The organism is Chitinophaga deserti (genome assembly GCF_003149455.1).
Classification (GTDB): Bacteria; Bacteroidota; Bacteroidia; order Chitinophagales; family Chitinophagaceae; genus Chitinophaga; species Chitinophaga deserti.
The window spans coordinates 417,195-438,588 of the sequence record NZ_QFFK01000002.1 but is presented as its reverse complement, the minus strand read 5'-3'; the positions used below and the strand labels follow the sequence as shown (position 1 = coordinate 438,588).

18 protein-coding genes are annotated in these 21,394 nt (G+C 51.1%); 8 read left to right on the top strand and 10 right to left on the bottom strand.

Translation table 11 applies throughout. From position 1 onward, the window contains the following. Window positions 1-99: 99 nt before the first annotated feature. Genes DEV76_RS05850 through DEV76_RS05840 form a run of 3 tightly spaced genes read right to left on the bottom strand, consistent with a single transcriptional unit; the run spans window position 100 to window position 2,886 of the window. A complete protein-coding gene (locus DEV76_RS05850) occupies window positions 100-777 on the bottom strand; it encodes a hypothetical protein (RefSeq protein WP_157962738.1) in 678 nt (225 codons plus the stop codon). Next, window positions 774-2,261 (bottom strand): RNA polymerase factor sigma-54, encoded by a 1,488-nt coding sequence (rpoN, locus tag DEV76_RS05845; RefSeq protein ID WP_109696062.1) that lies wholly within the window; start codon window positions 2,259-2,261, stop codon window positions 774-776. The genes DEV76_RS05850 and rpoN overlap by 4 nt, the downstream gene beginning before the upstream one ends. A 13-nt stretch (window positions 2,262-2,274) precedes the next feature. After that, window positions 2,275-2,886, bottom strand: a complete 612-nt coding sequence (locus DEV76_RS05840) for a ribonuclease HII (protein ID WP_109696686.1) — start codon at window positions 2,884-2,886, stop codon at window positions 2,275-2,277. Between the two features lie 107 nt (window positions 2,887-2,993). On the opposite strand from DEV76_RS05840, the gene DEV76_RS05835 reads away from it, so the two are divergent. The 3 genes from DEV76_RS05835 (at window position 2,994) to typA (ending at window position 8,350) form a co-directional block, all read left to right on the top strand. After that, window positions 2,994-4,031, top strand: coding sequence for a COX15/CtaA family protein (locus DEV76_RS05835; RefSeq protein ID WP_109696060.1), 1,038 nt, complete (start codon window positions 2,994-2,996; stop codon window positions 4,029-4,031). A 46-nt stretch (window positions 4,032-4,077) separates the two neighbouring features. After that, the gene (locus DEV76_RS05830; protein ID WP_109696058.1) at window positions 4,078-6,327 is read left to right on the top strand and encodes a patatin-like phospholipase family protein; all 2,250 of its coding nucleotides are present in this window, start codon (window positions 4,078-4,080) and stop codon (window positions 6,325-6,327) included. Window positions 6,328-6,535: 208 nt separating this feature from the next. After that, window positions 6,536-8,350: a translational GTPase TypA gene (gene typA / locus DEV76_RS05825; RefSeq protein WP_198651952.1), complete on the top strand. Its 1,815-nt coding sequence runs from the start codon at window positions 6,536-6,538 to the stop codon at window positions 8,348-8,350. A 68-nt stretch (window positions 8,351-8,418) separates the two neighbouring features. Here the strand turns inward: typA and DEV76_RS05820 are convergent, their stop codons facing one another. Further along, the gene (locus tag DEV76_RS05820; RefSeq protein ID WP_109696054.1) at window positions 8,419-8,733 is read right to left on the bottom strand and encodes a YbaB/EbfC family nucleoid-associated protein; all 315 of its coding nucleotides are present in this window, start codon (window positions 8,731-8,733) and stop codon (window positions 8,419-8,421) included. A gap of 64 nt (window positions 8,734-8,797) precedes the next feature. On the opposite strand from DEV76_RS05820, the gene DEV76_RS05815 reads away from it, so the two are divergent. From DEV76_RS05815 to DEV76_RS05805, 3 genes are read left to right on the top strand one after another with little or no spacing between them, the layout of a single operon-like run. Then, complete coding sequence (locus tag DEV76_RS05815; protein WP_109696052.1) at window positions 8,798-10,036, top strand: NAD(P)/FAD-dependent oxidoreductase; 1,239 nt, start codon at window positions 8,798-8,800, stop codon at window positions 10,034-10,036. A 3-nt stretch (window positions 10,037-10,039) separates the two neighbouring features. Further along, window positions 10,040-11,128, top strand: coding sequence for a DUF2891 domain-containing protein (locus tag DEV76_RS05810; protein WP_109696050.1), 1,089 nt, complete (start codon window positions 10,040-10,042; stop codon window positions 11,126-11,128). Window positions 11,129-11,158: 30 nt separating this feature from the next. Next, a complete protein-coding gene (locus tag DEV76_RS05805) occupies window positions 11,159-11,800 on the top strand; it encodes a DUF2569 family protein (protein ID WP_109696048.1) in 642 nt (213 codons plus the stop codon). Between the two features lie 35 nt (window positions 11,801-11,835). On the opposite strand, the gene DEV76_RS05800 is transcribed toward DEV76_RS05805, so the two are convergent. The 4 genes from DEV76_RS05800 to DEV76_RS05785 all read right to left on the bottom strand — a co-directional run bounded on the left by DEV76_RS05800 (window position 11,836) and on the right by DEV76_RS05785 (window position 17,113). Continuing rightward, on the bottom strand, window positions 11,836-13,467 hold the full coding sequence (locus DEV76_RS05800; protein WP_157962737.1) for an amidohydrolase family protein: 1,632 nt from the start codon (window positions 13,465-13,467) through the stop codon (window positions 11,836-11,838). 9 nt (window positions 13,468-13,476) lie between these two features. Beyond that, on the bottom strand, window positions 13,477-14,667 hold the full coding sequence (locus DEV76_RS05795) for an FtsX-like permease family protein (RefSeq protein WP_109696046.1): 1,191 nt from the start codon (window positions 14,665-14,667) through the stop codon (window positions 13,477-13,479). A 1-nt stretch (window position 14,668) separates the two neighbouring features. Then, a complete protein-coding gene (locus DEV76_RS05790; protein ID WP_109696044.1) occupies window positions 14,669-15,319 on the bottom strand; it encodes an ATP-binding cassette domain-containing protein in 651 nt (216 codons plus the stop codon). A 90-nt stretch (window positions 15,320-15,409) separates the two neighbouring features. Further along, window positions 15,410-17,113: a DUF4836 family protein gene (locus DEV76_RS05785; RefSeq protein ID WP_109696041.1), complete on the bottom strand. Its 1,704-nt coding sequence runs from the start codon at window positions 17,111-17,113 to the stop codon at window positions 15,410-15,412. A 183-nt stretch (window positions 17,114-17,296) separates the two neighbouring features. Between DEV76_RS05785 and DEV76_RS05780 the strand changes: the two genes are divergently transcribed. Beyond that, window positions 17,297-17,578 (top strand): YciI family protein, encoded by a 282-nt coding sequence (locus DEV76_RS05780; RefSeq protein WP_109696038.1) that lies wholly within the window; start codon window positions 17,297-17,299, stop codon window positions 17,576-17,578. A gap of 411 nt (window positions 17,579-17,989) precedes the next feature. Here the strand turns inward: DEV76_RS05780 and DEV76_RS05775 are convergent, their stop codons facing one another. Both DEV76_RS05775 and msrB read right to left on the bottom strand, forming a co-directional pair. Next, window positions 17,990-18,535 (bottom strand): SRPBCC family protein, encoded by a 546-nt coding sequence (locus DEV76_RS05775; protein ID WP_109696036.1) that lies wholly within the window; start codon window positions 18,533-18,535, stop codon window positions 17,990-17,992. A 116-nt stretch (window positions 18,536-18,651) separates the two neighbouring features. Then, window positions 18,652-19,212 carry a peptide-methionine (R)-S-oxide reductase MsrB gene (gene msrB / locus DEV76_RS05770; RefSeq protein WP_198651951.1) on the bottom strand — a complete coding sequence of 187 codons (561 nt, stop codon included), beginning with the start codon at window positions 19,210-19,212 and terminating at the stop codon, window positions 18,652-18,654. Window positions 19,213-19,386: 174 nt separating this feature from the next. On the opposite strand from msrB, the gene mutL reads away from it, so the two are divergent. After that, complete coding sequence (mutL, locus tag DEV76_RS05765) at window positions 19,387-21,255, top strand: DNA mismatch repair endonuclease MutL (protein ID WP_109696032.1); 1,869 nt, start codon at window positions 19,387-19,389, stop codon at window positions 21,253-21,255. Window positions 21,256-21,394 lie beyond the last annotated feature (139 nt).

The following is a 21,394-nucleotide window of genomic DNA, read 5'->3' as shown; positions in this document are numbered from 1 at the left end:
CATGCCCCCTGCTGTTGACATTACAAAATTGCAGCACTGCTACGCACAGAATATGCGCAGTGAAAATAATTTTCCGGAAAGTTGAAAAAGAAGGAAAGGTTAGCCCAAAATAAGATAAGCCGCCAGTTGCGACAGTACCCCCACCACAAAGCCCGACCACACCTCGCCAGGTGAGTGTGCGTCCAGTATCAGCCGGGAGGAACCCGCTATGCCGGCCAGCAATACAGCCCCTGCCAGCGGCAGTGCCACGTTCATTCCCATGCCGAACATGAGAGCCAGTAAAAAGCCCACTACTCCGCCCCAGCCTACTGTATGCATGCTGATCTTCACGAAGCTGTTGGCCACAAAGGATATCACCACGGCGATGAACACCCCCAGCCAGAAAGCATTATAGAAATCCGGGCTCGCCCCCTCGCGGAGGAATGTGTAGAATGCCCAGAAGTAAAATATGATGGAAGCTACATATGGTATGATCCTGTCGCGCTGCCCGCCCAGTGTAATGCTTTCCACGAAGCCCAATGCCTTCGCCAATACAACCACCAGCATGGGGAACAACACGCTCGCCACTGCCACGCGTATAAACAGCACGTCGTATTCCCAGCGGAAACTGTTACCCTTAAACGCGGTGAAAAACTCCGGCAATGCCGTTACTGCCAGAAAAGTTACGAGCAGCGGTATAAATAATGGGTGCAATACGTAAGAAAATACGTTTGCAACTGCCCTGACGGCGGGCGAAAAAGGTACGGTCGTTTTCTGCTCTTCCATGAATGTCATCATAATTCCTTGCGTAAACGCGCCACCGGGATGTTTAACTGCTCCCTGTATTTGGCCACGGTGCGCCGCGCGATATTGTATCCTTTGTCCTGCAACATCTTTGTGAGATTCTCATCGCTCAGCGGCTTGCGCTTATTCTCTCCGCCGATCATATCGGACAGGATTTTCTTCACTTCCCGGGTCGATACCTCCTCCCCGCTGTCTGTACTCAGCGATTCGGAGAAGAAGAATTTCAGCTTGAAAGTGCCGAATTCAGTTTGTACGTATTTACTATTGGCCACACGGCTCACTGTAGAAATATCCAGCTGCGTGACGTCTGCTATATCCTTGAGGATCATAGGCCTCATCGTAGTTTCGTCGCCGGTGAGGAAGAAGTCGTACTGGTAGTTCATAATAGCCTCCATAGTGCTCAGCAAGGTATGCTGCCGCTGCTTGATGGCGTCGATGAACCATTTGGCCGCATCAATCTTCTGCTTGATAAACAATACCGCTTCCTTCTGGCGCTTGTCTTTCTTATCTCCCCTGTCGTACTCCTTCAGCATTTCGCGGTACCCTTCGGAAATCCGGAGGTCGGGCGCGTTCTTGCTGTTGAGCGACAATTCCAGCTTGCCGTTGTTATTGAGGATAAAGAAATCGGGGATCACATAGCTTTCGGCCTTGTTGAGCACGCTGTGGTTAGCACCGGGCTTGGGGTTCAGCTTGATGATCTGACCGATGGCCTCCCGAAGATCTTCATCGGAGAGGTTCAGCGAACGCTGTATCTTTTCGTAGTGCTTCTTGGTAAATTCGTCGAAGTAATCATCGAGGATGCGGGTGGCGTAGATTATCCCCGGATCGTCCTGCGCTTTGCGCCGCAGCTGCAGCAGGAGGCATTCCTTCAGATCGGCACAGCAAACGCCGGGAGGGTCGAAGGTCTGGATCAATTTTATCAACTGTCGGATTTCTTCCTCATCCGTTTCCACATTTTGGGAAAAAGACAAATCATCCACAATCGCGGAAGCCTCACGGCGCAGGTAACCGTCGTCGTCGATAGATCCGATTATCTGTTCGGCTATCCGCCGCTCACGCTCATCAAGCGTTTGCAGCCCCAGCTGGTCAAGTAAATGATCGTGGAAAGTGGTTTCCACGCGAATGGGCATGGTACGCTGCTCATCGGGGTCGGGGTAATTGTCGTCCCTCAGTTTATAGTCGGCTATCTCGTCGTCTCCTTCGGAAACATATTCTGAGATATCAATATTATCGTATTCGCTTTCGCTGCCATCCGGCTCAAATTCATCTTCACCGTTCTCGAACTCTTCAGCCGGTTTTTCCATTTCATCATCGGGAGTGGAGCCATCTTCGCTATATTCCAGGGCGGGATTTTCTTCCAGTTCTTCCTTGATTCTCTCTTCCAGATTGGCAGTAGGCACCTGCAGCAGTTTCATAAGCTGAATCTGCTGTGGCGACAGTTTCTGTAATAATTTCTGTTGTTGCGTCTGCTTTAACATGGCTCGTTCCTTTTTACCACTTTTCCTCCCCGTCCAGGCTCAGCTGATCTGGCAACAGGCGGAACGACCTTCTGTGATAGGGCGTATCGCCGTGCGACCGGATGGCTTCTCTGTGCTGGCGGGTAGGATAACCTTTGTTGTCTTTCCAGCCATAATTCGGGAATTCCGCGTGCAATTGATGCATGTAATCATCCCGATAAGTTTTTGCCAGCACCGAAGCCGCTGCTATGGATGCATATTTTCCATCGCCCTGAATAACGCAGGTATGAGGGATATTGCCATAGGGAGTGAAACGGTTTCCATCAATGAGTAACAACTGGGGCTGTAGCGATAATCGTGCCAAAGCGATGTGCATCGCTTTGAACGAGGCTTTCAGGATATTTATCTTATCAATTTCCTCATTATCCACACTGGCTACCGCGAATGCTAACGCATGCTGTTCTATGATAGGCCGCAGCGCAAACCGGTCCCCCTCCGTCATCTGTTTGGAATCGTTTAGGAATGGATGGCTGAAGTCCCTCGGCAGTATTACTGCCGCCGCAAAAACGGGACCTGCCAGGCAGCCCCTTCCGGCTTCATCGCAGCCGGCTTCTGTAAGCTCGTCCTGAAAATAAGGCAGCAGCAAGGTTAGTTGTTTTGTTGGCGCTAAAATTACAAAAACCCGCTGAATGATTCCGGAATTGATAAAAATCATCCGCTCCGGTGCGTTTTTCCCCATATTTTTGCTGCTTTATGGACATGCAGCAAACAAAAGGGAACCGGGCCATCGTTATCTGGTTGTATACCGGGGTGGCCATGATCATTGTGCAGGTATTGCTGGGCGGCATCACGCGGCTCACCGGCAGCGGCCTCAGTATTACGGAATGGAAGCCCATCCTGGGCGCCCTCCCTCCCATGACCGAATCGGCATGGCAGGATGCTTTTGCCAAATACCAGGAAATCGGCCAGAGTAAATATATCAACAGCCATTTTACACTGACCGATTTCAAATGGATCTACTTCTGGGAATGGCTGCACCGCAACTGGGCCCGCCTCATCGGCATCGTATTCTTTGTGCCGTTTATCTATTTCATCATAAAGAAGAAGATCGACCGCAGCATGATCGGCCCCATGATCACCCTGTTCATCCTCGGCGGGCTCCAGGGCCTCATTGGTTGGATCATGGTAAAAAGCGGCCTGAATGAAGAAAATCTCTACGTCAGCCATATTCGTTTAGCCATCCACTTTATCGCCGCATTGGGCCTGCTCTGGTACGTACTCTGGTTTGCCCTCAAACTGAGCGTTCCCCCTGAGCACCGTGCCGAGGCTCCCGGCCTCCGGAAGCTTTCCGGCTGGATGCTGGCCATCCTGGTAGTTCAACTGGTATATGGAGGCTTCATGGCAGGCCTGCATGCAGCACTGGCTGCCACCACCTGGCCGTCCATAAACGGGTTCTGGGCACCTCCCGGGATGTTTGCTGAGGGCGGATTCCTGGCAGATATTACGCATAACCCCATCACAATCCAGTTTATCCACCGCGGACTGGCTTATATACTGACCATCCTCGTCGCCATCTGGTACATTAAATCACTCAAAATCCCACAGTTGCAAGGCGCCCGTGCCGCAGCACTATTTACTGTTCTGCTGCAGGTTTTCCTGGGTGTGCTTACCGTACTCAACAGTACCGTGAAAATACCGCTGGGCTTTGCCCTCGCCCATCAGTTCACCGGCATGGCCCTTCTCATGGTACTCGTTTGGGCCAATTATCTCACCGCACCCGTACGGCATTGACATATTATTAATTTTCCATTGGCGATTTTTGCCTTAATTTACTGAGGTGAAAAGATATTGGTCAAGATTCTTCTATTCCTTTCCCATCCAGCTGCTGCTGCTGCATTTCCGCAAGTATCAGGTGCTCCTGATCTTCTGGGCAATACTCTTCAGCACCATCAACGGCGGATTCGCGAAAACCTACGGCGGCGATGCATTATATCTCGCCCCTGAATACATGGGAAAGGTGAATTTCTACAGCACCACCGTGATGGGCGTGGCCGCCGCCATTTTTACCATGAGCTGGAACATTACCACGTTCATACTTCACAGCGGCAGGTTCAAATTCCTGTCCACCACCTCACAACCTTTCTCCCGCTACTGCCTCAATAATTCCATCATTCCCGCTGCATTCCTTCTGATGCTGCTATGGCGCGGATGGCAATACCAACGCTGGCAGGAACTCAACACCATCCCCCAGATACTCCTGCTCGCCGAAGGCTTTATCTGTGGATACCTCGCCATCTTGTTTGTGTCTTTCTTTTATTTCTTCAATGCAGACAAAAACATCGGCCGCAGGCTCATGAAGAAATTCGGTAATCCCCGCAACTTCCTTCGTACCGTGCTCATCCCCAATCAGGAACATGATGAGAATGCGCTGCCGGTGCTAAGTTATTTTGCCAGTCCATGGCGCATCCGAAGGGCGCGGAATGTAGGGCACTACAATAAACATTATCTCGACAACATCTTCCGTCAGCATCACTTCGCAGCCATGATCACCATCGGCCTGGCACTGGTGTTCCTCGTGATCATGGCCTACCTGATGGACTATGCCGCCTTCCGAATCCCCGCCGGTGCGAGCGTACTAATCTTCTTTGCGTTCCTTATCGGCCTCGCCGGAGCATACGCTTACCTCCTGGAAAGCTGGGCCATTCCCGTACTCATCGGTATTATAATAGGCCTCAACTGGATGGTAAAAAACCAGTGGATCGACAACCGGAATAAAGCATATGGTCTCGATTATCACAACAAAACCGGACGGCCTGCCTACAGTTCGCACGACCTGCAGGAATTTTTCACCGACGCCCGCAGCAAAGCTGATCAGGAACATACCATAAAGATTCTCGAAAACTGGAAAAAGCGTTTCCCCGCAGGATCCAAACCACCTTTGATTGTGATCAATACCAGTGGTGGCGGAAGCCGTTCTGCCGCCTGGACTATGAACGTGTTGCAGCGGTACGACAGTTTGCTCAATGGCAAACTACTGCAGCATACCATGCTTATCACCGGGGCTTCCGGCGGCATGATGGGCGCCACTTATTTCCGTGAGCTATACCTTCGCCGTCAGGAAGGCCGAATGCCGACAAAGCACGATTTATACGACAGCTCTTACTGCGACAAAATTTCCCGCGATCTGCTGAACTCCGTGTTCAGCTCCTTTGCCGTAAACGACGTCATAACGCCATTCCGTCATTTCAACATCGGGCATAACGCCTACGCGAAAGACCGTGGGTATGCTTTTGAAATGCAGTTGAATCTGAATACCGATCATATATTAAATAAGAAACTGGGCGACTATAGACAGGCGGAATTCGAAGCTCGCATCCCGCTGCTGATATGGTGCGCCACTATTAATGCCGACGGGCGGAGGCTGTATATGTCGCCACAACCTGTCAGCTACCTCTGTGCGCCAGAATACCTTTATCCCACACGGAGCATCCGGGATGTGGATGGTGTGGACTTCGGACAGTTCTTTGCCGCGCAGGATGCGCAGGAGCTGAGGGTAACAAGTGCCATCCGTATGAGCGCCACTTTCCCTTATGTGCTGCCAAATGTATTCCTGCCAAGCACGCCTATTGTGGATGTGATGGATGCCGGTATCAGTGATAACTTCGGACAGGAAACCAGTCTTCGGTTCCTGCACATCTTCCGGAAATGGATCAATGACAATACAGCCGGGGTTATCTTTATCCAGTTGCGGGATTCCCGCAAAAACGACATGAGCCCTATCAAGCAGCAGAAAGATCTGAGCGATTTATTGTTTGAGCCGTTGTTTTCCATGCAAAGCCACTGGACCAGCATGCAGGATTTCAACCAGGATCAGCTCATAAATTATATGGAGGAAAGCTATCCCGGTAAGTTTTCCCGGTTGATTTTCCAGTATGTACCGCAACAGGCCGATAAGGCCGCCGCACTGAGCTGGCACCTTACGCCCCGGGAAAAGCTGGACATTGCGCGGGCCCTCGATAACCCTGCCAACCAGCAGGCCTTCCGGCAGCTGGAAGCTGCGCTGGGCGGGCAAAGGATCATTCCATAACCTCACACATAAGAGCCGTTCTACATTCGTAAGTCGTTCATTGTTAGCTTCCGGATGAAATGTCCGGAATCTGTTATTTCCGGGTTATTTATCCGGAGGTGGCATCAAATTCGCATGTTTATTCGTACCTTTGCGCCTTCTTTTCGATTTCTTCCGGTGTAAAATGGTGCCGGGATGGGGTTCGGAAACGGCTAAATTACTCATTGTCATGCAAATCAGAAACATCGCTATCATCGCGCACGTAGACCACGGCAAAACGACCCTGGTAGACAAGATCTTACATTCTACAAACGTTTTTCGGGCCAATCAGGAAACCGGAGAACTTATTATGGATAATAATGATCTTGAAAAGGAACGTGGTATCACTATCTTGTCCAAGAACGTATCCGTGGAATATAAAGGAGTGAAAATCAACGTTATTGACACTCCGGGCCACGCCGACTTCGGTGGTGAGGTAGAGCGTGTACTGAAAATGGCAGACGGTGTGATTTTGCTGGTGGATGCCTTCGAAGGCCCCATGCCGCAGACCCGCTTCGTACTCCAGAAAGCGCTGCAGCTTAACCTGAAGCCCATCGTTGTTATTAATAAGGTAGATAAGCCCAACTGCCGCCCCGACGAAGTGCATGACGCCGTTTTTGAACTTTTCTTCAACCTGGACGCTACCGAAGAACAGCTGAACTTCCCAACCTACTATGGTTCCGGTAAAAATGGCTGGTTCAACGATACCATTGCTCCCCGCGAAGACATCATTCCCCTGCTCGATGGTATCCTGACACACGTTCCGGAACCTAAGATCGGCGAAGGATCCCTCCAACTCCAGATTACATCTCTCGATTATAGCACCTTCCTCGGCCGTATTGCCGTAGGTAAAGTGACCCGTGGTAAGATCTACGAAAACATGCCCATTTCACTGGTGCAGGTAGACGGATCTATCAAAAAATCCCGTGTTCGTGAACTGTACATCTTTGAAGCTCTCGGCAAAAAACGTGTTACAGAAGTATACCCCGGCGATATCTGCGCTGTGGTAGGCCTGGAAGATTTCGGTATCGGCGACACCATCGCTGACTTCGAAGCTCCCGAAGCCCTGCCCGTTATCAGTGTAGACGAGCCTACCATGAACATGATGTTCAGCATCAACAACTCGCCTTTCTTTGGTAAAGACGGTAAGTTCGTGACCTCCCGTCACCTGCGCGACCGCCTCATGAAAGAAACCGAGAAAAACCTCGCTCTCCGCGTAGTTGATACCGATTCTGCCGACTCCTTCCTGGTTTACGGTCGTGGTATCCTCCACCTGGGTGTACTGGTAGAAACCATGCGCCGCGAAGGTTATGAACTCACCGTAGGCCAGCCCCAGGTTATCCTGAAGCAGGTAGACGGTAAGAAATGTGAGCCTTATGAAACCCTCGTGGTAGACGTTCCCCAGGAATTCGCTTCTAAAGTGATTGACCTGGTTACCCGCCGCAAAGGTGAAATGCTCATCATGGAAACCAAAGGTGAAATGCAGCACCTGGAATTTGAAATTCCTTCCCGCGGCCTCATCGGTCTCCGTACTCAAATGCTGACCGGTACTGCCGGCGAAGCAGTTATGGCTCACCGCTTCAACGATTACAAACCCTGGAAAGGCCCAATCCCCGGCCGTAGCAATGGTGTTCTCGTTGCAAAAGAAGCAGGTACCACTACCGGTTACTCTCTCGACAAACTGCAGGATCGCGGATCTTTCTTCGTGGATGCAGGTGAAGAAGTATACCGTGGCATGATCATCGGCGAAACCAACAAACCCGGCGATCTCGTGGTAAACCCTAACGAAGGCAAGAAATTAACCAACATGCGCGCCAGCGGAAGTGACGCGGCCACCAATATCGCTCCTAAAATCCTGATGACGCTGGAAGAATGTATGGAATACATCCAGCAGGATGAGTGTATCGAGGTTACGCCGAACCACATCCGTATGCGTAAAACCATCCTTGACGAAGAAGAGCGGAAGAAGTTCCAGAAGATGCTGAAAGCTGAAGAGGTTAACTGATGACTTATAGAATTATGCAATAAGGATAACGGAACCGGACCTTTATGGCCCGGTTCTTTTTTTTATCCTTACATCCCCGGAAGGCCCATACCGCCAAGCATTCCGCCTGCCATGCCCTTCATTTCCGCTTCCCAGGTTTCTTCTGCCTGCTTAAGCCCGCGGTTCAGCGCTGTGATCAGCAGATCCTCCAGCTCCTCCTTACGGTCTGCCACCAGCAACGAAGGGTCTATTTCCACACTCCGCACTTCGCGGCCACCCGTTACCACCACTTTCACGGCGCCGTTGCCGGCTTCCGCATCCACCAGAATATGACGCAGGCGCTCCTTGCTTTCCTGCATTTTTTGCTGCGCTTCCTGCAGCTTTCCAAACAAGTCTCCAAACATAAGATCTGATTTGCCGCAAAGATATATTTTCCGCAGCGGCACCAGAATATGTATCTTGCCGGCTATGACAATCACGGACGTTTGCATAATTGGCGCAGGCCCCGGAGGCGCTGCCGCTGCCCTTCAGCTCGACAGGCTCGGGATTTCCTGCGTGGTGGTAGATAAAGCCGTTTTCCCCCGCGATAAAGTGTGTGGCGACGGGTTGAGCGGAAAAGTCATAGCCGGCCTCAACCGCATCGATCCCGCCATCGGGAAACGGCTGCAGGCACTTACTGAAAAGGAAAACAGCTGGGGCGTCACCTTCGTAGCTCCCGGACGTACGGGCATGGATGTGCCCTACAAGCCCAATTACAACCCGGCTGCCGATGCCCCCATCGGCTTCGTTTGCAAACGCATTCATTTCGATAATTTTTTGGTGGATGAACTCAAACAGTGCCGGCATGTGCAGCTGATAGAAGGGATTTCCATTGACCAATATACGCCCACACCCGATGGTTATGAACTATCCGATGCAAAGGGAACCCTGCGCATTAAGGCTAAACTCATCATCGTGGCCAATGGCGCTCACTCCGCTTTCACCAAAGACGTGGCGGGTATCCGAATGGAGCCGAAGCATTACGCCGCCGGCGTTCGCGCTTATTACTCCGGTGTTACCGGCACCCATGCACACAGCTATATAGAACTGCATTTCCTGAAAAACCTGCTGCCCGGTTACCTCTGGATCTTCCCGCTTCCAAATGGAGAAGCCAATGTAGGGATAGATATGCCTTCCGACGCGGTGCGCCGCCGTAAGGTGAATCTTAAAGCCCTTATGCTGGAAACCCTCGCCAATGATCCGGTTTTTGCGGAAAGATTTCGCAATGCCCAACCCGTTAGTGCCATCGAAGGCTACGGCCTGCCCCTCGGCTCCCGCAAAAGGCGGCTGTCTGGCGAACGGTGGATGCTCGTAGGTGATGCTGCCTTCCTCATCGATCCGTTTACCGGCGAAGGTATCGGTAATGCCATTTACAGCGGAGGCATTGCCGCCAAACAGGCTGCACAATGCCTTCAATCCAATGACTTCAGCGCGGAAACTATGCTCGCTTACGATGGTAACATCCAGCGGGTACTGGGAGCCGAACTAAGACTGAGTACCAAACTGCAGAAGCTGGTACGCTACCCGCGGCTCTTCAATCTCCTTATGAAAGCCGGTACACGTAACAAACAACTGCGCGATGTTATCTCCAGCATGTTCTACGAAGTAGACCTCCGTAAAAAACTAACCAAACCATCTTTTTACATCAAACTGTTATTGAACCGGTAACCTATGATGAGAGCTACTTTCCTGCTTGCGGCCCTGCTGGCTTTTACCACATCTAACGCACAAACGAAATATTACGAAGAACAGAATGGCATCCTCCGCCTCACACAGGCCGGAGCGGTTCACCTTTCCGGGTTACCGCTGAAGTGTATGCAGCATGAGTTCCCCTACAAAACCGGTATCGTATTCTCCGATTCGAACCTCATTCAGAAACCCATCTCCTACCACCCTGCGTTTTACGGATGTTACGACTGGCATAGCAGCGTTCATGGCCACTGGATGCTCGTTCGCCTGTTGAAAATGTACCCCGGCCTGCCCAATGCCGCACAGATAAAAGAAAAACTTGCCCAGAACCTCACGGCCGCTAACATCCGCAAAGAGCTCCAGCTCTTCTCCAACAAAGAGAACAAAGGCTTTGAAAGGATTTACGGGTGGAGCTGGCTGATGCAGCTGCAAAACGAACTGCTGACCTGGAACGATCCTTTTGCGCGGGAGCTTTCCGCCAATATTGCGCCTATGGCCCGCTACTTCAGTGTGTCCTGGCGCGATTTCCTTAAAAAGATCGCCTATCCCATCCGCGTAGGGGAACATACGAATCTTGCTTTTGGCCTGCGCCTCGCCTGGGATTATGCAGCCACGGCTAAAGATACAGCCCTGCAGTCCTCCATCCGGGTTGCAGCCATGCGGTTTTATGCGAACGACCGTAACTGCCCTGCCAGCTGGGAACCCGGCGGGTACGACTTCCTTTCACCCTGCCTGGAGGAAGCTGATCTCATGTGGCGAATCCTTCCTGAGCAGGAATACAAAGTCTGGCTGAAGAACTTCCTTCCCGGCCTTTTTACTAATGAGCCGCTGTTCCACATCGCTACTGTTAACGACCGTACCGATGGCAAGCTTGTACATCTGGACGGCCTCAATCTGAGCCGTGCCTGGTGCCTCTACGGCATTGCCCGCCATGCCGGCAATCATGCTCCCGCTATCCGGGAACTGGCTTCACAGCACCTTCACGCAGCCCTTCCGCATGTGGCCAGCGGCGATTATGCCGGCGAGCATTGGCTGGCAACGTTTGCCGTTTATGCCCTTACTGTGGAATAAGATTTCTGATAAAAACAACTACCTATACCCATGGAATTAATCCCTCAGTTCGACTTACTTTTTTCGTTTCTTCTGGTAATCACCGCGTTTATCATATGCGGACTTGGTGCTTTGCGCATAGTGAATCACTCGCTTCCCGTAGTATATCCGACACCGCGCCCATTGCGTATTGGCGGCTGGCTCATTGTAATTGCCATATTGGAAATATTCGCCGTCTTAGCTTACTTTTTTGAGTTGTTTGCATTGCAAATCTGGAAGAACGATTTCTGGCTATTCGTTCCCATTAGATTTGCACCGAAAGGGTATTACCTTTCCCTGTCGCTTGAAATAAGCTACGCACTACTCGTGGTTTTCACATTCTGCGGTGCCCTTCTTTCTTTGTATTTGTTATTTAAACGCCGGGATATTTTCCCCAGGGTTTTAACTTATTACTCCATCATCAGTTGCATTGCTTATACTGTGATTATGGTGTTCAGAAGCTGGAACGCACCGGAGAAATTGGCCGTTCTGGTAAGTGTGGAATACTCTTCATTACTTATAAATCTGCTGATAACAGGGTTAATAATCCGGTACGTAAACCGTTCCGTAAGGGCTAAAGAAACATTTGTGCTGCCACACCCAAGCCTGGTAGACTACGATGAGCCGGACTTTCAGACGTTGAAAGCAGAATAAAAAAGGGAGCCATAAAGGCCCCCTTTCGCGTAGGGTTATTGTGGAATAGTTACGGAGTCGAATATCACAACTTTCTCCCAAAGTTCATTGCAGTTCTTTATGAACTCCAGATGCACGGGATGTTCCTGGTAAATGTCGTGCCCCGCTTCGTCATTAAAAACGGTGAGCAGGCAATAGCTGTAGCTTCTGTCGATAACCGGACGGTCTGTTCCCGCAGGCTTACCAACGTTGAATACTGTCAGCGTCTCGATCTTCTCAAGCGTGCTCACGCCTTCTTCAAATTTCTTAATTTCCGCTGCGCTCAGACCGGGCTTGAGATAGAAATTTACAACGTGCACGAATTTTTGTGTAGACATGGCCGATTGATTTAGGGCAGACAAGTTAGTGGTTCCCTGCTTAAAAATCAAGCCGTCTTTCATAACAAAGCTCACCCGTCCCATGGCCTGAATATCTTTCAGAGGGTCGCCGTCTACTGCGGTGAAGTCTGCCAGTTTCCCCACTTCCACGCTTCCAAGCCGGGCCTCTTCGCCCAATAGCTCAGCAGCTTTAATGGTGGCAGATTTAATGACGTCCATTGCCGGCATGCCAGCCTCAGTCATATATACAAACTCCAGCCAGTTAAGGCCGTGCTGGTATACCCCGGCATCGGTCCCGAAGGCAATCTTCACACCTTTCTTCCAGGCTTTGGCAAAGGTTTTCTGAATCTGGGGGCCAATGGCTTCTGCCTTAGGCTTAACGACATCAGGGTAATACCCCGGAATCTTTGCGGAATCAGCAACGGAACGGCCCGCCGTAATAGTAGGCACATACCAGGTACCATGCCTGATGGCGAGGCTCATGGCTTCGTCATCCATCAGTGTTCCATGTTCTATACTATTAACTCCTGCACGGATGGCCCGCTTGATGCCTTCGGTACCATGAGCGTGTGCAGCCACTTTCATATTATAGTCTTTGGCTGTGCTGATGATGGCAGCCAGTTCTTCTTCAGTAAACTGGGGACTGCTGCCGTCTTTCGCTACGCTGAGCACTCCTCCGGTGGCCGTGATCTTAATAAGGTCTGATCCGAATTTATATGCCTGCCGTACGGCTTTCCGGCATTCATCCGGCCCGTTAGCTACACCGGCTTCCGGCCCGGGATCACCCATCAGCTCTCTGCTGTAGCCATTGGTAGGGTCGGCATGTCCGCCTGTGGTGGCAATGGATTTACCTGCCGTAAATATCCTGGGGCCTGTGATGAGTCCTTTGGCGATAGCATTCCGCAAAGCGATGTTCACACCGGTACCGCCAAGGTCGCGCACGGTAGTGAAACCCGTCATGAGCGTTTTATGTGCATATCGTACGCTGAGGAAAGCAAGGTCGGCCGGGTTGCGAACAAATCTGTCGGCATAATTCGTTTTGCTGGTTTCGGATTCAATATGCACATGCATATCCATCCATCCGGGCATAACGGTTTGCTGCTTCAGGTCCACCACTTTATCACCGGCAGCGGGCGCAGTATATCCGGATTCAATGGCTGTTATTTTATTACCCGAGATGATGACGGACATATTCTTGCGCGGCTTGTCGAGCACTCCGTCGATGAGGCTGCCGCAATGCAGGATGGTCCGCTGCGCGAGGACTGAGCCTGTGCAGGAAAGGGCGAGGAAGAGGGTAAGGATTGATTTCATATATAACGGTCAGGTATGTGCCCGGATCTCTTTCCGCACTGTTCTCCAGTTCACAATGTATACCAGCAGCAATATGCCCACAGTGGCTGCGATGGTCATAACACCCGGCCAGGGCGCCACATACATGCCGTGCTTTTCCAGCACACCGCTGGCCCACCATTGGGCAACGGCTACTACGGCAAGGGCTATCACCCCGGTCACGAAATACACGGGCACCAGTTGCCCCAGTAAATAACGCTGCAGTCTTTGTGGTGCTGTACCCAGCGTCACCAGCAGCCTGATCTCTTTCTTGCATGAAGAGATCACCAGCTGTATGAACATGCTGAAAACCAGCAGGGCAAACATCAGCAGCACGAGTCCGAAAAACCCTACCACGCTCACGATCGTTTGCACAATGCCGCGGATCTTATTGTATTTCGTTTTTTCATTGTCAGTCGAATAATGATGCTTCTCCAGGTAATCGCGCAGCTCAATGCTGCTGGGGTCTTTCACACGGATTACAACACGGGAGGGCAGCTTCACTTCTCCCGTTCCGTAAGCCTTATTTGCCCAGTCCATGAAAGACTGCGGCACCAGAACGGTAGAAATACGGTCAGAGAAACCTGCGATCTTTCCGATAAACTGTCCCTGTTGCATGCCCTGAGATATCACTACCTGTGGCGTCATGCTCTGGATGGTTTTTTCGGAGAACTGCGGAATACCGTTGCCCAAAGCAAAACCGAAGTTGAACATATTCACGAAATCGCGGGGCACCATGATGGGCAGCATTTGCTGGCCGGCCTGCCATTTCCATTCTTCGGTTTTCACATCGAGGAAAGTATCGGGAACGGATTCAAAGAAGGCCAGGGTGGAAAAGCCCAGCTGGTCGGCCTCGAGCTTAACGTTAAACTGCGCAGCGGTGATGGCGCCAAATGCTTCCACAAAAGGCTGGGCTGCGAAGTCTTTCTGCTCTTCGGCAGTGAAAACCGTCAGTTCCGGCTTACCCATCATATCGTTGGTGATGAGTTTGTTGACAACGAGGTAATCTGCTCTTTCATTCTGGTTGCGGGTACCATGCAGCAGCTCGTTGAAATCGGTATGTACCTGCAGGGCTACAAGAATCAGCAGCATGGCAACGCCGAGGCCGATAATGGCCATCCAGTAGCGGCTTTTGCCCACGCCTGTGCGAATGATCTTTTGTAAAATCCGGTTGAATTGCATGCTATAGCTGATAGGTTACGTCGTAAGTAAAATGTTGATCATGATCTAAGTCCGTGAGGATGAAGCCCGCCTTCCTTGCCCTGCATTCCTGCTCGACGAGCTTAGCGGCTTTGGCGGTATTGGCTTCGTCGAGATGGCTGAAAGGCTCATCCATCATAAGCCATTGAAACGGCTGCATAAGTGCGCGGATGATGGCGATGCGCTGGCGCTCTCCGTAAGACAGGGTGGCCGCGCTTTGCTGAAGTACATGTGTTACACCCAGCAATTCTGCGAACTCGCGGATCTTATCTGCTGGGTACAATGGCTGGGGAATCATCACGCGCTTCAGTTCGATGTTCTCCTCCGCCGTCAGCTGGTCGAACAGGCGGAGGTCCTGGAACACAACGCTGATGGCTTCCTGACGCACGCTGGCAAGTTGTGCGGGAGAATATTGCCCCCAGGGCTTGCCGCCTGCGGTAATGGTACCCGTATAATCGTACCGGATATGATAGAGGTAATGCACGAGCGTGGTTTTACCCGTGCCGGAGGGTGCTTTGATCTTAACGAATTGTCCGGGCCGGAAGGTGACCGTACGGTCCCAGATGTCCGAAGGCCGTTCCCGGATCCTGTCGCGCAGGGGTACCGGTACCACGGCAGAAAGCTCGATCTGCATGTTGAATGGAATGTGAAGCTTAAATATAGGCAAAAAACGAAAGCCGCCCCTTGTAAAGAGGCGGCTTCGCAATATCTGATAAGATTATACTTATTGTACGGGTGCGGCAATTGCAGTATCCACAACTGCTGCTGCTGAGTCAACTGCTACAGCTTCCTCTTCACCCCACATAGCGGCGCGCTCTTTCTTCTTTGCTTCTGTATAGTTGTACAGTTTGCGGGAGAAGTTGAACAGCTGCGTGAGGGAGTTCTGTGATTCGTTCTTGAAAGTCAGCACTGCAGAAGAGTGTTGCTTATCGCCGCTAACCGGGTCGGATTTAGCGGAAACGGTTTTGAACAGGCCTTTGATATCGTTGGTGATGCTATCGGGCATGTCCATTTCCTTCGCAGGGATGTTAGCCATGATCTTTTCGATATCGAGGTAGAAAGCACCGATGCTGCCTTTAGCAGTAGAAAGCGCGTCGCCTTCCAGTTTGGCTTTACCGGTACCGGCATCGTATGTTTTCAGCAGCTCTGCATCAGAACCTGCAAGTACGCGTTTGCTGTTGATAGAAACTGCAACTTCACCCAGAGGCATGTTAGGAACATATTCGTCGCCCTGTTTGGTGAAAGACTGAGCTACCATGGGAGAAGCCATTACCTTATCGAATGCAGCTTTGTCGCCTACTTTCAGGTTGAAGATCCATTTAACGTTAGGCTTGGTACGGGTGCTGTCCCACTCGGAAGGATCAGGAACTACGGAGAAGTCGGAACCGATGAGGGCCATTTCGCCTTTGAATGCGATCAGCAGATCGTCGAGGGTGAAACGGGCTTCAGCGAGGCCCATGTTAACCAGGCCGTCCATTCCTACAAGTTTCAGCAGTTCACCAACCACACGGAGGTCGATGTTGAGAGCTGCGTAACCGAAGATGTTCTCGGAAGGATATTTCTCGATGGATTCAGTGTTGATCTTTTCCATCGGGTATTTCTTGAAGATGGCCATCATTTCCTTGCTGGCGTAGGAATACATGTCAGCATCGATTTTACCGGTACCGAAAGTTACGGAAGCAGTGGTAAATGCGCCTTCAGTGATTTTCTTCATGTTGGAAGCCATGAGGGCACCCATACCGGAAGCGTTAGCACCCTGGATGTTGTACAGCGCTTCGCTGCTCATCCAGAAAAGGAGGTCGCCTTTTTCTTTGCTGATATCTTTAAAAGAAGGAACAGTAGCTACAGACTCATCGGCTTTAAGTGTGAGCAGTTTTTCGAGCAGAGCAACACCGCTGGCTTTAGCAGTGGTATCTTCTGAATCGGAGTAGCGGGAACCCTGATCGATCGTTGCAATGCCGATCATGGTTTTACCGGTGAAGCCTACGATGCTGTTATCGTCTTCCACATATTTAAAATCTTTACCTGCTTTAACTTCTTTCTTGGATTTCTCTTTGATGAAAGCTTCGAACTTAGCGGCGTCAGCGATGCCGGCTACAGCAGTGAAATACATGTTGCCGGGAGTTTCACCGGGCACCATGGCGAAGAATACATCTCCCTCCAGGTCGATACCGGAGTTCTTTGCATCAGCCAGGGCTTTAGCGTAATTGTTGCTGGTATCTGTCTGTTGAAGCGTCTCGAAAATCTTATCGATAGTGAGGCCGTCTTTAGACAGTTTATCCTGAATCTGTTTGGATTTGAAGCCGAAAACAAGGGCGGCGTTTTTGGGAATATGCTTGCCTTGTTCAGGGGCTTTGGAACAGGCGGCTAACAAAAGCACCGCTGCGCCTGCCATAAAAAGGAGCGCTTGCTGGATCGATCGTTTCATAAAAAGAAAGATGTTAAGAAAAATGGATTTGAGAATTAGGAGCGAAAATACATGCTTTTTTATTAATGCGTCTAAATTTGTTACCTGCCGGGATGTTAGCTCGATTACTTTATACAATTTACATACCTTTGACAGATATCCGTATTTTAACCATTTTCTTGAAAGACCATATCTGAACTGACTATGTACCTCATCCTCCTACAGTACATCCGCCCCGTGGCGGCCGTAGAGCACTATCTTGACGCACACAATGCTTTCCTTGAAACGCAGGTGCGCGCCGGGCGCTTTATCCTCACGGGCCGCAGGAAGCCTAAAACAGGTTCCATCATCATTTGCCGTGCTTCCAGCCGCCGCGAAGTGGAAGCCATCCTCGCTGAGGACCCGATGGATAAATTCCAGCTCGCCGTTTACGATATCATTGAATTTGAGCCGAATACCTTCGAATTGGCCGGCATAAGCTCCTGATTCACTCCCCTCTTACTTATTTGCCGGTTTTCCCAAATGTTCGTACATTCATTACGAGCGAAGTCATCTTGCTGTCACACGTTATGATGCAGGCCAAACGCCCTGTTCCGGTTCTATGATAATTTACTGACGCCATATCTAAATCATTGATACTGAACAGATATTTATTAACCGGGCATCTCAAACCAGTTGACTTAAAAGTTTTTCTACAGTAACGCAGTCCCGAACCAGCGAGCTTCCTGAAGAGCCCTTTCTAATAAGGGATCGGGCTGAATGCCTCACCTTGATTTCTAACAGACTGATTTTCAATAACAATATTGGTCTATTAGGGTACACACCCGCATAGCCCACCCGTGCTAAAGCAGAATGAGAAAAATTAAGATGAGCGCGAGCCGGCATCTGCCGGCTTGATCATTTCCCGGCTGAAACGGAAGCTTCTGCCGCCGCTTTCAGGCGGATCAGTCCTTTGCGGAAATCAGTTTCCAGATTATCTTTCATGAACATGCCCAGGATATTCTGCGGGCGGGAGTAAGTGGCGTCCATGCTCCAGGTAACACGTGTGCCGCCGGTGGTATCGGCAAAGCGGAAGCAGATGTCGGACACGGATGCGAGGGGTTCAAAGAATTCGAGTTGCTGGCGGATCTCGGTATGGGGCGTAAGGGCTAGGTGGCGAAGGCGGCCGAAGCCTATCTTTTTGCCGGTCCAGGTAGTGGATGCTCCGGTGGTACCATCAACCCCGTCTATCCTGAATTGGGCGGAAGGCTCTCTTTCCTGTAGTGTACTCCAGCGGTTATAACGATCGAAGCGGACGGTTTGGTCCCATACAGCAGCCGGTGGCGCATGAATGAGTACTGATTGCTCGATATGCACGCGCGTTGGCGCCACAAGGAGCAGGATGGCCAGGAGGGCAACGGCCATGCCGATAACCCAGGCGGTGATTTGAAGGAATTTTCTCAAATGGGAGGCCGGTTTTCCACAATTTACCGATTTTCCGGGGGAGAACTGCAATAAAGCCGGATGGCCGGCGCAAGGGGTTGCACCGGCAGCATACAGTCAGGTTTTCAGGGATGAAGCTACTTTTCTTCTCTCTCGTTGAATTTCTTCGCAGCATCCTGCGCTTTCTCGAAATCCAGGATAACCGAGTTAATGCAATAACGGAGCCCTGTTGGCGGTGGCCCGTCATCGAAAACATGGCCCAGGTGCGCTTTGCACCGGCCGCATTGCACCTCGGTGCGCTGCATGCCATGCGTGTTGTCGGGCGTATAAATCACGCTCGTTTTGCTGACAGGCTGGTAAAAACTCGGCCAGCCGCAGCCGCTTTCAAATTTGGTGTCCGACACAAATAGCGGATTCCCGCAGGCGGCACAATAGTAAGTCCCTTTCTCCTTGCTGTCCCAGTATTTCCCTGTAAATGCCCATTCGGTTCCCTTGTCGCGGGCAATATCATAAACATTCTTAGGCAGGATTTTTTTCCACTCTGTGTCCGTAAGGTTGACTTTACCAGTATCCGTGCGGGAGTACACCGGATTCTTTTGTTCTTCCATGTTAGATTTTTTAGTCCCGTCTTGCGAGTAAGAGCAATGGCTGAACGCCATGGTCAGGCACAATATGAGATAAGTCCATGTCTTTTTCATGGTGGCGGATTGAATATGCGCATTACCAGTTCCGGAACGTTTATTGAGATGCTGGATATGAATCGCTCCGGATATGCACATTAAAGGTACGAAACGTATATCCTTCCGGATTGTTGCATCTCATCTATTTAACAATATTTTTTATTCCCTAACTTTACGCCAAAAGGCAGGCAAGTGGCGGATATCATCAACTTATTACCGGACAATATTGCGAATCAGATAGCAGCAGGAGAAGTGATCCAGCGGCCGGCGTCGGCAGTAAAGGAATTACTCGAAAACGCGGTAGACGCGGGGGCTACTGAGATCCAACTCATTATAAGAGACGCGGGCAAAGAGCTCGTTCAGGTGATCGATAACGGGAGCGGAATGAGCGATACCGATGCACGGATGTGTTTCGAACGCCATGCCACCTCCAAAATACGGTCTATCGACGATCTTTTCCAGATCCGGACCATGGGTTTCCGTGGCGAAGCCCTCGCTTCCATCGCCGCAGTTAGCCAGGTGGAGCTGAAAACCCGCCGCGAACACGAAGAACTGGGTAGTTTCATCGAAATAGACAACTCCGTCATCCGCCGCCAGGAACCCTGCCAGGCACCCACCGGTACCAGCATCGCCATGAAGAACCTCTTCTTCAACGTACCCGCCCGCCGCAACTTCCTCAAAAGCAACGCCGCCGAAATGAGGCACATCGTCGACGAATTTATCCGCGTCGCCCTCGCCTTCCCGCAACTTCAGTTTTCCCTGAACAGCAACGGGCAGCAAATGTTCCATTTCGAGAAAGGATCCCTCAAACAAAGGATCGTTTCCATCCTCGGCCAGCATTATAACTCCAAACTCGTTACCGTTAAGGAAAGCACTGATTACATGAACATCCACGGGTTTGTGGGTAAGCCGGAAACGGCTAAAAAAACCCGGGGCGATCAGTTCTTCTTCGTCAATAACCGCTTCATCAAATCCAGCTACCTCAACCATGCCGTGATGAATGCGTTTGCGGAAATGATCCCGTCAGACAGCTTTCCCCTTTACGTACTCTTCATCGACCTCGACCCTGCGCACGTTGATATCAACGTACACCCCACCAAGCAGGAAATCAAGTTCGACGACGAACGCATCCTCTACGCTTTCGTTCAATCCGCCATCAAGCACGCTCTGGCGCAGTTCAGTGTTACGCCGGCCCTCGACTTCGACCTGGATCCAGGCATCCAGCAGCTCGATGCGCTTACGCAGCCGTTTACGGATGAAAAGAAAGCACAATCGGCCGGTACCTCCATCTATAAAACCTTCACCAGCGCCAACCAGGCTCATGTGATCGATAAATCGAATAACAGCAACCTTCAGCACTGGAAGGAGCTGTATGGCCCTGCTCCCGCCCGCGACAACGATTTTCCGATGCCGCCCATGCCGCAGAACGATTTCCCGCCCGTTTCCACCGCTTCCGTCATTGATGAGCGCTGGCAGGAAGCGGCTACGGATCAGAAAGGCCCCGTGCAGGTGCATCAGCAATACATTCTCTCCCAGATCAAATCTGGCTTCATCCTGGTAGATCAGCGGTCGGCCCACGAGCGCATATTGTACGAACGGTACCTCCGCGCCCTGGCAGAAAAGCCTATCGCAACACAGCAGAGCCTTTTCCCGCAAACGCTGGAGCTGCTCCCTGCAGACTCCGTGATCCTCCATGAAATGCTCCCCGACCTTCAGGCCCTCGGTTACGACCTTGAGCCATTCGGCCAGCATACCTTCGTAGTCCGCGGTACGCCCGCTGATATTCAGACAGGGAACGAACAGGCTACCATCGAAGGCCTGCTGGAGCAATTCAAAAATTTCAGTAACGAACTGAAGCACAACCGCCGCGAGCGGCTTGTGCGCAGCATGGCCCGCAACAACGCCATTCCGTCCGGCAAACCACTGTCTACCCGCGAAATGCAGAATATCATTGATGAACTCTTCGCCTGCTCCATGCCCAATGTTTCACCGGGTGGCAGGGGAACATTCATTTCCTTCAAACTCAACGATCTGGAAAAAATGTTCGACAGGGGATTCTGATCTCCCGATGTTCAAAATAACCGGGCTGTCTCAATTGCTTGAGATAGCCCGGTTATTTTTCCCCGTCCCCCTTTTATAATTCATTGGCAACCATCCGGGTTAATATACCATCAAAACAGCCGGAAAGCGCCTGTTTTAC